13 protein-coding genes are annotated in these 15999 nt (G+C 52.8%); 11 read left to right on the forward strand and 2 right to left on the reverse strand.

Going from position 1 to position 15999, the window contains the following annotated elements; translation table 11 throughout:
* Nucleotides 1–33 precede the first annotated feature (33 nt).
* Nucleotides 34–1248, forward strand: a complete 1215-nt coding sequence (gene cntE / locus GOM71_RS00465; protein WP_367649404.1) for a staphylopine family metallophore export MFS transporter CntE — start codon at nt 34–36, stop codon at nt 1246–1248.
* A 69-nt stretch (nt 1249–1317) separates the two neighbouring features.
* Here the strand turns inward: cntE and yhbH are convergent, their stop codons facing one another.
* Together yhbH and GOM71_RS00475 are read right to left on the reverse strand one after the other, a co-directional pair.
* Nucleotides 1318–2481: a sporulation protein YhbH gene (gene yhbH, locus GOM71_RS00470; protein WP_156277270.1), complete on the reverse strand. Its 1164-nt coding sequence runs from the start codon at nt 2479–2481 to the stop codon at nt 1318–1320.
* Between the two features lie 297 nt (nt 2482–2778).
* A complete protein-coding gene (locus GOM71_RS00475) occupies nt 2779–3705 on the reverse strand; it encodes a hypothetical protein (RefSeq protein WP_156277272.1) in 927 nt (308 codons plus the stop codon).
* 459 nt (nt 3706–4164) lie between these two features.
* Between GOM71_RS00475 and GOM71_RS00480 the strand changes: the two genes are divergently transcribed.
* The 10 genes from GOM71_RS00480 (at nt 4165) to hydA (ending at nt 15993) form a co-directional block, all read left to right on the forward strand.
* On the forward strand, nt 4165–4977 hold the full coding sequence (locus GOM71_RS00480; RefSeq protein WP_173275016.1) for an ABC transporter ATP-binding protein: 813 nt from the start codon (nt 4165–4167) through the stop codon (nt 4975–4977).
* Entirely contained in the window at nt 4958–5779 is an 822-nt protein-coding gene (locus GOM71_RS00485) for an ABC transporter permease (protein WP_367649405.1), read from the forward strand. Before GOM71_RS00480 ends, GOM71_RS00485 begins: the two co-directional genes overlap by 20 nt.
* Complete coding sequence (locus GOM71_RS00490) at nt 5776–6681, forward strand: ABC transporter permease (RefSeq protein ID WP_253944611.1); 906 nt, start codon at nt 5776–5778, stop codon at nt 6679–6681. The genes GOM71_RS00485 and GOM71_RS00490 overlap by 4 nt, the downstream gene beginning before the upstream one ends.
* A 218-nt stretch (nt 6682–6899) precedes the next feature.
* Complete coding sequence (locus GOM71_RS00495; protein ID WP_156277547.1) at nt 6900–7991, forward strand: ABC transporter substrate-binding protein; 1092 nt, start codon at nt 6900–6902, stop codon at nt 7989–7991.
* 64 nt (nt 7992–8055) lie between these two features.
* Nucleotides 8056–9462 carry an aminotransferase gene (locus GOM71_RS00500; protein WP_156277274.1) on the forward strand — a complete coding sequence of 469 codons (1407 nt, stop codon included), beginning with the start codon at nt 8056–8058 and terminating at the stop codon, nt 9460–9462.
* On the forward strand, nt 9440–10735 hold the full coding sequence (locus GOM71_RS00505; RefSeq protein ID WP_156277276.1) for a M20 family metallo-hydrolase: 1296 nt from the start codon (nt 9440–9442) through the stop codon (nt 10733–10735). Before GOM71_RS00500 ends, GOM71_RS00505 begins: the two co-directional genes overlap by 23 nt.
* Nucleotides 10736–11617: a nitrilase-related carbon-nitrogen hydrolase gene (locus tag GOM71_RS00510; protein WP_156277278.1), complete on the forward strand. Its 882-nt coding sequence runs from the start codon at nt 10736–10738 to the stop codon at nt 11615–11617.
* Nucleotides 11618–11628: 11 nt separating this feature from the next.
* On the forward strand, nt 11629–12990 hold the full coding sequence (locus tag GOM71_RS00515) for an NAD(P)-dependent oxidoreductase (RefSeq protein WP_156277280.1): 1362 nt from the start codon (nt 11629–11631) through the stop codon (nt 12988–12990).
* 263 nt (nt 12991–13253) lie between these two features.
* Complete coding sequence (preA, locus tag GOM71_RS00520; protein ID WP_156277282.1) at nt 13254–14561, forward strand: NAD-dependent dihydropyrimidine dehydrogenase subunit PreA; 1308 nt, start codon at nt 13254–13256, stop codon at nt 14559–14561.
* A gap of 1 nt (nt 14562) precedes the next feature.
* Nucleotides 14563–15993: a dihydropyrimidinase gene (gene hydA, locus GOM71_RS00525; protein ID WP_156277284.1), complete on the forward strand. Its 1431-nt coding sequence runs from the start codon at nt 14563–14565 to the stop codon at nt 15991–15993.
* Nucleotides 15994–15999: the final 6 nt, after the last annotated feature.

Raw genomic sequence — 15999 nt, forward strand, 5'->3', positions numbered from 1 at the left:
GTTTCCCGCAGGAAGAAAGAAGGGAGATCCGCGGTGAAGGGTGCTTTATCATGGCCGTTCGTGCGGCTGTATGTGCTTACGCTGTTTTATTTCAGCGCGAATTCCATTCTAAACGTCGTCATTCCGTTGAAGGGGGAGGCGCTTGGAGCATCGGGCACGATGATCGGCGTCATTATGGGCGTCTATATGCTGACGACGATGCTCTTCCGTCCGTGGGCCGGGAGCTTGATTCAGCGTTACGGGCCGGTTCGGGTATTGCGCTTGCTGCTGGCAGTCAACGCGCTTGCGCTTGTGCTTTATGCCTTTTCCGCACTTGAATGGTATCTCCTGGCTCGCGTGCTGCAAGGGATATGTACCGCTTTTTTCTCCATGGCGCTGCAGCTCGGCATTATTGACGCGCTTCCTGAAAAAGAACGCTCACAGGGCATTTCCATGTATTCGTTGTGCTCCTATTTGCCGGGCATATTCGGACCATTGGCTGCGATCGGCATGTGGCAGTGGCAGTCGGGAGAGACAAACGCGTTCGCCGTATCGATGATTGCCATCGCGGTTTTGACCGGTGCTGCGGGCTTTACGGTTCGTATCGGGCAGGAGCAGGCTGCGAATACAGCGGAAGGAAGCGAACGGCGGAATTCGGGGGCGGCAATGTGGCGGGCTGTTGGCCGGATTGCACAAAACAAGCATTTGCTCCGGTGCAGTTTGCTCATCTTGAGCGCTTCGGTGGTTTTTGGAGCGGTAACCGCATTTGTGCCGTTATACGCGCCGCAGATCAAAGGGGGCAGCGCGGCTTTATATCTTATGATTCAAGCGGCCGTTGTCGTGGCCTCGCGGTTTTTTCTGCGATCGCGGATTCCATCGGACGGCAAGTGGCGACCGGCTTTTGCAGGCGGTGTGATGCTGCTCCTCTCACTAGGCTCATTAGCCGTAAGTTTAGCTTCTAGCGCTGGCTCGACCTTGTTCTACCTCGGCGCATTATTGATGGGTATAGCTCAAGCCTTGCTCTATCCGGCGCTTACAACCTATTTGAGCTTTGTACTGTCCATAGAGGAACGCAATGTGTCGATCGGACTGTTTATCGCAGCGGCTGATCTCGGGATTTCGTTGGGCGGCATTATAATGGGGCCGGTTGCCGATGTAACCTCTTACTCCTTCATGTATTTGTTTTGCGCCATGCTTGGCGCGGCCGCAGCGGCGGTCTCTGTCCGGGAGCGTTTGCGGGTACAGAAGAGCGCAGGGGCGGACGGTTAATATAAAAAAACACCTTCAAAGGCAACCTTCGCATCAACGATGCAGAAGGCCTGTGAAGGTGTATTCGTTTTAGCCGAGGATGCCCTCCCGCTTGCGGAAGAACGATTTCAGCGCGTTATACACTTCGCCCTTCTCGCGAATGACGTAATACATAAAGTGCTGCATGTTGATATGCTTGTAGGCCGACATGAGCGTACTGGAGCGATTGTATTGATTGACCTCGCCGTAGCCGAACAGGTTGGAGCGTTTGAGCAGCTCGCCGATCAGCTTGACGCATCGTTCGTTGTCGCTCGTCAGATTGTCGCCGTCGGAGAAATGGAACGGATAAATGTTATACGCGCTCGGCGAGAAGCGGCTGTCGATAATTTCAAGCGCTTTGATATAAGCTGAGGAGCAGATCGTGCCGCCGCTTTCGCCGCGGGTGAAAAATTCCTCCTCCGTCACTTCCTTCGCTTCCGTATGGTGCGCGATAAAGACGATTTCTACCTTCTCGTATTGATGCCGCAGGAAGCGGGTCATCCAGAAGAAGAAGGAGCGGGCTACATATTTCTCGAAGGAGCCCATAGAACCCGAAGTATCCATCATCGCAAGAATAACGGCGTTCGATTGTGGGCGGACAATTTCTTCCCACGTTTTGTAGCGAAGATCGTCAGGAGAGATGCCGTGAATGCCCGGCTGTCCGGACGTGGCATTGCGCCGCAAATTTTCCATGATCGTACGCTTCTTGTCGATGTTGGACATGATGCCTTTTTTGCGGATGTCATTGAACCGGATTTCTGTCGTCTCCAGCTGATCTTTATCCTTTTGCCGTAAAAACGGAAGCTCCAGCTCCTCGAAAAGCATCGATTCCAGCTCTGCCAAGCTGATTTCCGCTTCGATCACATCCTCGCCGGGCTGATCGCCGGCTCCTTCACCTTTACCCGGGCCTTTGGCCGCTTGCGGATCGACGCCTAGCACATCGCCAACCTGGCTGTCGCCGTTGCCTTGGCCCACATGTTTATTTTTATTGTAGTTGTATACGAAGCGGAATTCATCGAGGCTCCGAATCGGCACTTTTATAACCTGCTTGCCGTCGGACATAACGATGCTTTCCTCGGATACGAGATCAGGCAAATTTTGCTTGATGGCCTCCCTAACCTTTTGCTGGTGCCTAGCCTGGTCTTGATACCCTTTGCGATGCAGCGACCAGTCCTCTTGCGAAACTACAAACAACCGATTATCTGCTGAACCCATTTCGGAGCACCTCCTTGCGCGATGTTGGTTATTATTTAATGTATTCACGTCCTCCCCGGATATGTGAAGCAAAAGTTGCCCGATTCTAGCAATCTTGCCGGATGGTCATAGAATGGATACGGCAGCTGCAACATTACGATGAATATGTGGTATGACTGCAACGGGGAAAAAGGGGTTAAAAAAAGCTGCGGGATGATCGATCCGGCAGCTTTTGATTAATTTGGATTGTGAGATTCCATCTGGCTTACTGAGGCCTTTGTTTTATGTCCTGGGCTTCAAATATTAAATGAAAGCTTACTAAAGTTTTTCTACATAAGCAGCTGATAGAAGGATGGCATTTGTACTTCCGCCGCTTACATTTTCAAAAGAGTACGTTATAGTTGGAATTCCGGTAATGGTCGCGACATCATCATCCAGCAGATCGCCAGTAGTTCCCATATAGATAGCAGTTATCGAGTCCATATCGTCAGTGAATATGTGGATATATGTATACGGTTGTTCATCATAAACGGACTCTTCTATACTTATCACAGTGCCAGTAAACTGAACCATTTTTGTATAGTAGGGTGTAATGTTTTTAAATAGATGTCTCGTAGTTATAGAAGAATCAACTTTAGACATAGCCGATTCAATATCCTTATCAGTTGCTGCAGGGAAAAGGGAAGGATTATCAACAATGAAGTCATATGCTTCGTTACCAATAAGCTCACCTGTAATTCCTTGTGAAATTTCCCGTATTAGACTAGCTTTTTTGCTGTTGGCTTTACGTATCGCTTCGGCTTTCTCTTCGGCCTCTTTTTTCGCTTTCTTTTCAGCTTCGGCCTTAGCCTTAGCTTCTTCAGCAGCTTTCTTTTCAGCCTCTTTTTTCGCTTTTTCTTCTTTCACGGCTCTAGCTTTTTCTTCTTTCTCTGCTTTTTTCTTTGCTTCCGCTGCAGCCTTCTCTTCATCTTGCTTGTCAGTATTGTTCGCTTTTACAGTATTGTCTGATTTTTTTGCTTCTTCTTTATTAATAGCAGAGGATGCGGATATGTTATCTGTCTCTACAGGTGGTAATACTGCCACAAAAATTATAAATGAGATAATCATCCCAAGTCCGTAGTAAAGAGAAACTTTACCACGAGTTCTATTTTTCCCCCATTTGATAACAATACTAGGTTTAATAAGGCCTAAAATAAAAGCGATGAAACAACATGCAGATAGTAGAAAAAATAATAAAAACAACATGACACTCTCCTTGTTATAGGTATATATTATTATTTTATTCTACAAAATAACTTATTTTCCTGCAATTTTTTATTGACAAAAAGGACTAAAGTCATGAATGACCCTAAACGGTGTGGCATCTTTCTTCGTGTAATGGTCGCCGTAACAATGTCTGCATGTCCTTTAAGTCAGTTTCTCTCATTCCTTTCTGAGAGGTATATTCGTCTGAGAATAAAGTTTCAGATCGGTGATGTGGTGCTATAACGATGCCATTTAGAAGAGACTGGACATTTTGTCTAGTCGATTCTTTTATTTATCAAACACTATGTCTAATGACTATGAAAATACATGTTATATAATATTACACAAAGATGTCGTTGATTGAACATAAAGGTGCGACTTTGACCGTGTTCAAAGTACTAATGATGCAAGGTGTGACTTTGAACTCCGTTCAAAGTCCTGATGTAAGGAGGGGATAGGATGAGCACTCCGAAGACGAATCAACAGGCGGAAATTGTCGTGGACCAAGTATCGATGCATTTTGGGAGCGGGGAGCGTCAGGTGACGGCGCTGGAAAATGTAAGCTTTGAAGTGTACAGCAACGAATTCGTATCGTTGCTGGGCCCTTCCGGCTGCGGCAAATCGACGCTGCTGCGCCTCATGGCCGACCTGCTCCAGCCTTCCACGGGGTATATCGCGATTGGCGATCAGCATCCCCGCGAGGCAAGACTGAAACGAAAGTTCGGTATCGTCTTTCAAAGCGCTACGCTGTTCGAATGGCGTACGGTGAAAGACAACATTGAACTGCCAATGGAAATTATGGGCGTTAAAAAGTCAGAATATTCTGCTATATCCAATCAATTGCTTGAGCTAGTCGGTCTTTCCAAATTCAAGGACCACTATCCATGGCAGTTAAGCGGAGGGATGCAGCAGCGAGTCGCCATCGCACGCGCGCTTTCACTCGATCCTCCCTTGCTGCTGATGGATGAACCGTTCTCCGCGCTGGATGAATTTACGAAGGAAAAGCTGCAGCTTGATTTGCTGGAAATAAAGCGGCAGACGAACAAAACGATCGTATTTGTGACGCACAGCATTCCGGAGGCGGTGTTTCTATCTGATCGGATTATCGTGTTGTCGGCGCATCCCGGGCGCGTCCATTCGATTATTCAGGTCGAACGGGAGGAGGGAAATCCGGCGCAAATTCGCAAATCGGAAAAATTCCACGAAATGACCGCATTAGTTCGGAATTGCTTCAACGAGGAGAGTGATTCGCGTGACGAGCAAATCGTTTAGGCGATGGGAGCAGAGCGGCATTGTCGCGCTTTGGGCAATCGGCATTTTGCTTGCCTGGGAAATTGCGGCCTGGTTCATCGCCGATGTGCTGAACGTCATCGCCCCCGCCTCCAAACTGCCTTACTTGCATCTTGTTTTACAAGCCGCAGTCAATCATCTGCCGACTTTGACCGAACAAGGCGCTGTTACGTTCGGCAATTCGATAACCGGGTTTGCCATCGGATCGGCAGTCGGCTACTTGCTCGCCATTGTGATGAGTTTATCGAGAACAGTCGAGCATACGCTGTCGCCTTATATGATCGCCTCGCAAATGGTGCCGATTATCGGGCTTGCCCCGATCATTTACGGAATTATTCATGACCCTGCATTGTCTCGCGTTCTAATGTCCGGCTACGTCACTTTTTTCCCGGTCACGCTGCACACGCTTCGCGGCTTGCAAAGCATCAAGCCGGAGCAGGAAGAACTGATGCGCTCCTATGCAGCGTCCGTATGGAAGACGTATACCAAGCTTAAGCTCAAGGCGTCGCTTCCGGGCTTGTTCGCCGGACTAAAGCTGTCGGCGCCAATCGCGATAACAGCTTCCATTATTGTGGAGCTGATGGGCGCGCCCGACGGCATAGGCGTACTGATGGTCAGTTCGCTTTATTACGGCAATGCCCAAGTTTATATGTTCTGGGCAACGGTTCTCATAAGCGTTGTCATTGGCCTTCTGCTGTTTGGAGCCATTAGCTTGGCGGAGAGGCTTATCACCCCATGGCAGCCGGAATTTCGTTCGCGAGGGCAAGGGGGGGATGAGCGATGAAAGAAGTAGCTGCCGGTCTGGCTGCTGCAGCGGAACCAGCATCGGCGGGAGCAACGGACAACAATCCGGCCATGGCAGAAACGATTGTACAACCTGCCCCTCATCCCAAAGCCAGACGCGCGAAACGTTCTCGTTCGCACAATAGGAGCCGGACATGGCTGCTGCCGCTCCTATTCGGACTTCTATTCGTAGCGGCATGGCAGACAGAGCTGTTTCACAAGCTGTTCAAGCTTGCGCCGTACCAGCTTCCGCTTCCATCCGCAATCGCGGCTTCACTAAGAGATAATGCCGACCTGCTTTGGAGCTACTCGCTCTATACCGGCTTTGAGATTGTAGCGGGCTGCTTCATCGGCTCGTTTCTCGGTTTCATCTTAGCGGCAATCGCATCATTCGCACCGAAGATCGGCAAAGGCGGCATCGCGATGACCGCTGCGCTCAACGCCATTCCAATCGTCGCCCTTGCTCCCGTCATGAACAACTGGTTCGGCGATGGATCGGCATCGAAAATCGCCATCGTCTCCGTTATGACTATGGCGACCATGGCGGTCGGCGCTTACAAAGGGCTGCGTTCGATCGAGCCGATGTATGTTGAGCTTATGACCTCCTATGCGGCAAGCCGTTACACCACATTCATCAAACTTCGTTTGCACAACGGCCTTCCGTATATGTTTACCGCGTTAAAAATCAACATGGCGACGAGCATCATCGGCTCCATTGTCGGCGAGTTTTTTATCTCATCCAGAGGTCTCGGCTTTCTGCTTTCCGATCAAATCAAGCTCGGCAACATGCCGCTAGCCTGGTCCTGCATCACCATCGCCGCCGTGCTCGGCATCGTACTCTATTATCTCGTGCAGCTGGCGGAGCGCCTCGCCATCCCATGGCATATCGCCCAGCGCAAATAACAGCATCAAGGTATAACCCCATATATTTTTTACAAAAAAACGGAGATGGAGCGACGGAAAGAAAGGTTGAGCTGGAGAAGCGATAGCGTTCGCCTTTGTTTTCGGATTTTATCCATGACCAAGTGAAATCAAAAAAATCCGAAAACAACAGCGATCGGAAGTCCAACCTTTCTTGCAGTTGCGACCTGAACTCCGGACCAAGGAGAGGACTGGTCTTGATGAAAAAGAGAAACCGACTGATGAGTTTAGCAATGCTTATGGCAGCATTCATGCTGCTGCTCGCCGCATGCGGCGGAGGAAACAATGCGCCGGCGAACACGACAGAGGAGCCGGCAGGCGCGGCGGAATCGACGCCTAAAGAAGAAACACCGACTCAGGCGCCGCTGACCAAAGTGAAAATCCAGCTGAAATGGGTGCCGCAAGCGCAGTTCGCCGGCATTTTCGTCGCCAAGGCAAAAGGATTTTACGAGGCGGAAGGATTGGACGTTGAGATTATACCAGGCGGACCGGACGTCGTCATCGAGCAGCAAGTCGTGAACGGCGCGGCCGATATCGGCGTTACGAGCTTTGACAGCCTTCTCGTTAACCGCGACAATGGCCTTCCGCTCGTATCGGTAGCGCAAGTGCTGCAAAAGAGCTCCTATCGTTTTGTAGCTGATAAAGCTTCGGGCATCGACGAGCCGGCGAAAATGAAAGGGAAAAAGGTCGGCATGTGGACCGGCAGCCAGCAATTCCAAGTGCTCGCATTTATGGAGAAGAACGGCCTCGATCCGAAAAAAGACGTCGAGCTCGTGAAGCAAGGCTTTACGATGGATCAGTTTTTCAACAAACAATTGGACGTTGCGATCTCGACGATCTACAACGAATACCATGTTGTCCTTGAAAGCGGTGTAAAAGAACAAGATTTATATGTGTATGACTTTGAAGATGCGGGCGTAGGTATGTTAGAAGATACGCTTGTCGTCAAAGAAGACTGGCTGAAAAACAACCGCGATATCGCCGTCAAAGCGATTCGGGCAACGATGAAGGGCTGGAATTACGCCATCGCCAATCAGCCGGAAGCGGTCGATATCGTCATGCAGGCCGTAACGGAAGGCAGCACGACGAAGGAGCATCAAACGACGATGCTGATGGAAATGGCGAAGCTGGTCAAACCGGAAGGGTTTACCGATGCGCAAGTGGGCTCTTTTGTAGACGATGCTGTACAGCGGACAGTCGACATATCTTTGAAATATGAGCTCATTAAGAAAGCGCCGGATCTGGCTGCTGCGATCGACAAGACGATTCTGGAAGATGCGGCGAAGCCTTAATGCAACGAAAAGTACCGAGGTTCTTAAGAAACCGGCAGGTTACGCGGGAAGGATGGCGAGGCTGATGGGCGTGTTCGAGGCGATGGACGAAGCGGAAAAAGAAGCGCTGCTGGAGAAGGATCGCAGCTTTTTATGGCATCATATTTCACCCCATAACGACAATCCGATGGTTGTGACAACAGGCGAGGGCAGCTGGATTACCGATATGGACGGCAACCGTTATTTGGATGCGATGTCCGGGCTATGGTGCGTAAACGTCGGACACGGGCGGGAGGAAATCGCCGAAGCGGCTGCTGCGCAGATGAAAAAGCTCGCTTACGCGTCGCTCATTCAATCGCATGTGCCGGCCATAGAGCTCGCAGCGAAGCTGAATGACTGGCTGGAGGGCGAATATCGGATCTTTTTCTCCAACTCCGGCTCCGACGCGAACGAGGTCGCTTTCAAAATCGCCCGCCAATACTTCCATCAGCGCGGCAAATCGGCCAAACATAAATTTATTTCGCGCCACCGCGCCTATCACGGCAACTCGATGGGCGCGCTGGGCGCGACGGGGCAGGCGCAGCGCAAGCTGAAATACGAGCCGCTTGGAGTAGGCTTCTCCCATGTTCCGCCTCCATATTGTTATCGCTGTCCTTTCGGCAAGACAGGCGACAATTGCAATCTGCAATGCGCGCTGGCATATGAGGACGCGATCATATGGGAAGGCCCGGATTCGGTAGCCGGCATTATCGTTGAGCCTGCCATTACGGGCGGCGGGATGATCGTCCCGCCGGACGGCTATTTGCCGAAGCTCCGAGAAATATGCGACAAGCATGACGTGCTGCTTATTGTAGACGAAGTCATCTGCGGCTTTGGCCGATCCGGGCGGAAGTTCGGGCACCACAACTTTGGCGTGAAGCCGGATATTGTCTCGATGGCAAAAGGGTTGACCAGCGCGTATTCACCGCTTTCGGCAACAGCGGTGTCAGCGCAGCTGTATGCAAGCTTTAAAGAAGCGGGACCGGACAGCCACTTCCGCCACGTCAATACGTTTGGCGGCAATCCGGTATCATGCGCAGTTGCGCTCAAAAATCTCGAAATTATTGAGCAGGAAGGGCTCGTCGCAAGATCTGAAATGATCGGCAAAGAGCTTGTATCACGGCTGCAGCCGCTGCTGAATCATCCGAACGTCGGCGACATTCGCGCCTTCGGTTCAGCGATCGGCATCGAGCTTGTTGAGGATCAGGAGTCGAGGACGCCTGCCGGAGCCGCTTATGTTGCGGGAATTATTGCGGGCTGCAAGGCAAAGTCGCTGCTTATTGGCAAAAACGGCGATACGGTTCCCGGTTTTATGAACATTTTGACGCTAAGCCCGCCGCTCTCTTCAACGGATGAGGATGTCGCGTTTATTGCCGATACGTTGTTTGCCGTATTCCAGCCGGGCAGTGATGCAGAGGGAGGAATGACGCATGAAGCCGCTTCGGGCCAATGATCGGGAAGAAAGCTTGCAAATAACGCATGCCATTGATGAGGATAGGCTTCATCGGCGCATTATGGAGCTTGCCCGAATCGGCAAGCTTGGCGATACCGGTGTCCGCCGACTCGCCTTATCGCCGGAAGATCGGGAAGGCGTAGAGCTTGTGAAGAGCTGGATGGAAGAAGCGGGCATGACTGCGCGCATTGATCCGTTCGGCAACTTGATCGGTGTGTACGAGGGCAGCAACTCGGCCGCACCGGTGCTCATGCTTGGCTCGCATATCGATTCCCAACCGTACGGAGGCCGCTTTGACGGCGTGATCGGCGTGCTTGGCGCGATTGAAGCGGTGCAGACGATGGGCGAGCGGGGCGTGAAGCCGGAGATGAATGTGGAAGTGGTCGCCTTTTGCGACGAGGAGGGCTGCCGCTTTAACAAGGGGCTGTTCGGCGTACGAGGGATGACCGGCAAGCTGGAAGAAGGGGAATTGGAGAGAACCGACAAAAACGGGATCAGCAGGAGGGAAGCGTTGCTCACCTTTGGCTGCAACCCTGCTGAATTTGAAAAGTACAGCTTCCAGCCCGGTCGAATTGCGGCGTTTCTTGAGCTTCATATCGAGCAGGGGCCGGTGCTGGAGGCGATGAACGAACCGATCGGAATTGTGAGCGGTATTTCCGGCCCTGTGTGGTGGACGGTAGAATTGGACGGCTTTGCCGGTCATGCCGGTTCGGTGCCGATGCCGATGCGCAGAGATGCGATGGCAGGATGCGCGAAAATAATTGTTGCGCTTGACGAGCTGGCGCGACGGGAGCCGGGAGCTCCGACGGTCGGAACGGTCGGCTCCGTCTCCGTTTTTCCCGACTCGCGCAACATTATACCGGAGAAAGTGAGCTTTACCGTGGACTTTCGCGATATTGATCTGGCACGGAGAGACAGGCTGGAAACGGAGCTTCGGGCGATCATTGCGCAAACATGCAGGGACCATGGGCTAACGTTTTCGATTCGGGAGGATACGCGGAGCGATCCAAGGTATTGCGCGGATTGGCTGAAGGCGGCGATGCGGGAGGAAGCCGAGTCGATCGGTCTCGCGCCGCCGGAGCTGATGAGCGGTCCTTTTCACGATTCGCTGACGATGTCCTACGTGTGCGATTACGGCATGATTTTTGTCCGCTGCGAGCAGGGCATCAGCCATAATCCGAAGGAATACGCTGCGCCTGAAGATATTGCGCTTGGCGCGGAGCTGCTGTACCGGACGGTTGTCCGGATTGCGACAAACGGGAGTGAAACGTAGATGAGCAAGGTAACGATCGGATTGATCCAAGCGTCGAACGCGCTGCTGGGCGACGAGCCGGTTGAGGCGCATAAAGCGGCGGCGATCGAGAAGCATATCGGGATGATTCGCGAAGCGGCGGCAAAAGGCGCGCAAATCATTTCGCTGCAGGAAATTTTTTACGGGCCGTACTTTTGCGCGGAGCAGACGACCAAATGGTATGCCGCAGCGGAAGAGATTCCGAACGGGCCGACGACAATGCTGTTTCAAGAGCTGGCCAAAGAGCTTGGCGTAGTAATCATCCTGCCGATTTACGAGCGGGAAGGCATCGCTACTTACTATAATACCGCTGCGGTTATCGACGCTGACGGCGCATACCTCGGCAAATACCGCAAGCATCATATTCCACATGTGGCGGCGGGAGGCGGCGGTTGCGGCTTTTGGGAGAAGTACTATTTTAAACCGGGCAATCTAGGCTATCCCGTCTTTGACACCGCCTTCGCCAAGGTCGGCGTCTATATTTGCTACGACCGGCATTTTCCGGAAGGGGCAAGGGCGCTGGGCTTGAACGGAGCGGAGATTGTTTTTAATCCATCGGCTACGGTTGCCGGCACTTCGGAATATTTGTGGAAGCTGGAGCAGCCGGCTCATGCGGTAGCGAACGGTTATTATGTCGCCGCAATCAATCGCGTCGGCTTCGAGGCGCCATGGAATATGGGCGAGTTTTACGGGCAGTCCTACCTCGTCGATCCTCGAGGCTCGATTGTGGCGATTGGCAGCAGAGACAAGGACGAGATCGTCATCGGCGTCATGGATAAAGAACTAATCCGCGAGGTGCGCGATGTGTGGCAGTTTTACCGCGACCGCAGGCCGGAAACGTACGACAAAATCGTGAGCTTGTGAGGTGACAGAGTATGGGGACGACGTTTATATCCGCGGAATCGATCCGGCGAAATTTTGCCGAGGTGAAGGCAGGCATGAGGCCGAAGGAAGCGGTAGAGGAATCGAATCGCTGCCTTTATTGCTACGACGCTCCTTGCATAAAAGCGTGCCCGACAGGCATCAACATTCCATCCTTTATTAAAAAGATCGCATCCGGCAATATGCTGGGTTCGGCTAGAGCCATTATGGACGCCAATCCGGTCGGCGCGACCTGCTCGCGCGTATGTCCGACCGAGGAGCTGTGCGAGGGAGCGTGCGTACTGAATCATTCCTCGAAGCCGATCATGATCGGCGATTTGCAGCGTTACGCTACCGACTGGGCGATTCGAAACGAGCAAGTTTTGTTCAAAGCGGGTTCTTCGAACGGGAAAAGCGTTGCGGTTATCGGCGGCGGGCCTGCCGGCTTATCCGCTGCCCGCGAGCTGGCCCGTTTCGGTTTCGCCGTTACCGTGTTCGAGGCGAAGGAGCAAGCAGGCGGGCTTGATACGTACGGAATCGTATCGTTCCGCTTGCCGCAGCCGATTTCGCTGTGGGAGGTTGAGCAGGTTCGTCAGCTTGGCGTCGAGATTCGGACGAATACAAGAGTCGGAGTTGATATCAGCATTGAAGACCTGCGTGCCGGATACGATGCGATTGTGCTGGCGATTGGCATGTCGAAGGTGCCGTCGCTTGGTATCGAAGGCGAGTCGCTGGACGGCGTTCTTGATGCGATCGAATTTGTCGAGTCGACGAAAACGGCAGTCCGCACCGACATTGCGGGCAAGCGCGTTGCCGTTATAGGAGCGGGCAACACCGCAATCGATGCGGCGACCTGCTCCGTTCGGTTAGGCGCAGCCAACGTTAAAATCGTGTATCGGCGGACAGCGGCGGAAATGACCGCTTATGCGTTCGAATACGATTTCGCCAAAAAAGACGGCGTTGAGTTTCAGTGGCTGACCGCTCCGGTCAACATTACAGGAGACGCCGCCGGCCATGTGACGGCGCTGGAATGTATTGCGATGGAGCTGGAGGAAACGGAAGGCGGCAGAGCGAAGCCGGTCGCCATTCCCGGCTCGAACTTCAAGCTCGACGTCGATGTCGTTATCCTCGCAATCGGCCAGACGCGCCATTTTTCGCTTATCGAACAGCTCGGCATCGCGCATAAGCGCGGCATCGTAACGGTAGATGCGCTCACCTGCCAAACGTCCGATCCGCAAATTTTCGCTGCTGGCGACGTTATTTTTGGGGAAGGCCAGGGCGAAGCGATGGTCGTATCCGCCGCCCAGCAAGGCAAAAAAGCGGCGTATGCGGTTTACAAGAAATTTGCAGAGAGGATTCAGGAGGAATCGGCTTAATTCTTGCTGCTGGGGGCAGAAAACTGCAATAGTGCAGGTTTTCTACTCAAAAGCATTAGCCGGCAAGAGAAAACTGCAAATGTACAGGAATCTACCGCAGAATAGGGTAGCTTAGGTCAAAACGATAGAAATACCTGTACTTTTGCAGGAATTCACACAAACCAGTCATTTAACGGAACAAAAAGATGCACATTCGCAGGTTTCCGATCGGCGCGATCGTTGTGTGTCACGTTCAAAGATTCTGATGTAAGGAGTTGACCAAAATGGCAGATTTGCGTATCGATTTGGCTGGCATTAAATCCCCGAATCCGTTCTGGCTCGCATCTGCGCCTCCGACCAATACCGGTTATCAGGTGCAGCGCGCTTTTGAAGCCGGATGGGGCGGGGCGGTATGGAAGACGCTTGGCGATCCGATCATCAATACATCATCGCGATTCGCCGCCGTTCATTTTAATGGACAGCGGGTTGCGGGCTTCAACAACATCGAGCTCATTACCGATCGTCCGCTGGAGGTTAACCTGAAGGAAATATACGAGACGAAAAAACGGTTCCCGAACCACGCCGTTGTCGTTTCACTCATGGTGGAGCCCAAGCGGGAGAAGTGGCATGAGATCGTCAAAAAGGTAGAGGCGGTCGGCGTTGACGGCCTTGAGCTAAATTTCGGCTGTCCGCATGGCATGGCCGAGCGGGGGATGGGCGCAGCTTCCGGCCAGCAGCCGGATCTCGTCGAGGCGCAAACGATGTGGGCGAAGGAAGCGGCGCAGACGCCGGTCATCGTCAAGCTGACGCCTAACATTACCGATATTACGGCGACAGCAAAGGCCGCTGTAAGAGGCGGCGCCGACGCTATTTCACTCATCAATACGATCAACTCGCTGGCAGGCGTCGATATCGATACGTGGAACACGATTCCGCATGTCGGAGGCAAAGGCGCCCATGGCGGCTATTGCGGTCCTGCAGTGAAGCCGATCGCGCTGAACATGGTTGCAGAGTGTGCGCGTAATCCGCAAGTGAACATCCCGATTTCCGGCATCGGCGGCATATCCAATTGGCGGGATGCAGTCGAGTTTATGCTCATGGGCGCAACAGGCGTTCAAATATGCACCGCCGCGATGCATCACGGCTTTAGCATCGTTGAGGATATGATCGACGGGTTGAACAACTATTTGGACGAAAAAGGCTTGTCGTCGGTTACGGAGCTGATCGGCAAATCGGTATCCCGCTATTCCGACTGGGGCGATCTCGATTTGAACTATCAAGTCGTCGCTCGCATTAACGAAGACAATTGCATTGTCTGCAATAAATGCCACATCGCCTGCGAGGATACGTCCCATCAATGTATCGAGCGGCTAAACGACGAGAACGGCCGCGCTTATTTGAAGGTGCGGGAAGAAGATTGCGTCGGCTGCAACCTTTGCTCCATCGTATGTCCGGTTGAAGATGCGATCTCGATGGTTGAAGTTCCGTCTTCCGTTCCGGCCATGTCTTGGAACGAACGCCAGCAGGCGATTGCGAAATTGAATAGCAAAGATGAGGGCGACTCGAAAACGAGCGAGAGAGAGGCGGTATAGAATGGCAAATGTGAAGCTGATCAAAAACGGGACGGTTGTAACCGCCTCGGACACGTATACCGCAGACGTTCTTATTGAAGGAGAGACAATTAAAGCGATCGGCATCGGGCTTGAGGCGCCAGAGGCCGAGACGATCGACGCTTCCGGGCTTTACGTTTTTCCCGGCGGCATCGATCCGCACACCCATCTCGATATGCCGTTCGGCGGCACGGTGACGGCGGACGATTTCGAGACGGGAACCATTGCCGCAGCTTTTGGCGGAACGACGACGATCATCGATTTTTGCCTGACGGATAAAGGAAAGCCGCTTGCCAATTCGCTTCAAAAATGGCATGCAAAGTCGGCGGATAAAGCGGCGATCGATTACAGCTTTCATCTGATGATCGGCGAGATCAACGATGAGGTGCTGGCGGAGCTGCCGCAAATTGTAGCCGAAGAAGGCATTACGTCGTTTAAAGTGTTCATGGCGTACAAAAATGTTTTTCAAGCCGATGACGGCACGCTTTATCGGACCATGCTTACCGCCAAGGAGCTTGGCGCCATGGTCATGGTGCATGCCGAGAACGGCGACGTCATCGACTTCCTCGTCGCGAAAGCGCTCGCCGAAGGGCATACGGAACCGATTTACCATGCGCTGACCCGTCCATCCGCACTCGAGGGCGAAGCGACAGGGAGAGCGGCTAAGCTTGCCGGGTTGACGGGAGCTAGGCTTTACGTCGTTCATGTCACCTGTGCGGAGGCCGTGAAAGCGATCGCCGAAGCGAGAGAGCAAGGCTTTGATGTATGGGGAGAAACTTGTCCGCAATATTTAATGCTCGACCAGTCCTACTTGGGGCTACCCGGTTTTGAAGGCGCAAAATACGTCTGGTCGCCGCCGCTGCGAGAAGAAAGCCATCAATCGGTATTGTGGAACGCGCTTCGGACAGGGCAGCTGCAGACGATCGGCTCGGATCAATGCTCCTTTAACTATGCGGGGCAGAAAGAGCTTGGCCTCGGCGATTTCAGCAAAATACCGAATGGCGGTCCAACGATCGAGGACCGTTTCTCGATTCTCTTTTCCGAAGGGGCAGCCAAAGGACGGATTACGCTCAATCAGTTCGTTGACATCGTGTCGACTCGAAATGCCAAGCTGTTCGGACTTTTTCCGCGGAAAGGAACGATCGCCGTCGGCAGCGACGCGGATATCGTTTTGTTCGATCCGGCCGCCGAGCGGACGATTTCGGAGGCGACCCATCATATGAACGTCGATTACAGCGCTTTTGAAGGGCTCAAAATAACCGGCGTACCGGTCAGCGTGCTTTCGCGCGGCGAATTTGTTATCCGTGATAAAGCGTTCGTCGGCAGCGCGGGAGCGGGACGGTTTATTAAGCGCGAGCCGTATACGAAACCGGACTCCGCTTCGCCTAGCGGCAAAGAAGCAGTCCAGCTGTAGGGAGGG

This window comes from Paenibacillus sp. NEAU-GSW1 (genome assembly GCF_009737085.1).
GTDB lineage: Bacteria > Bacillota > Bacilli > Paenibacillales > Paenibacillaceae > Pristimantibacillus.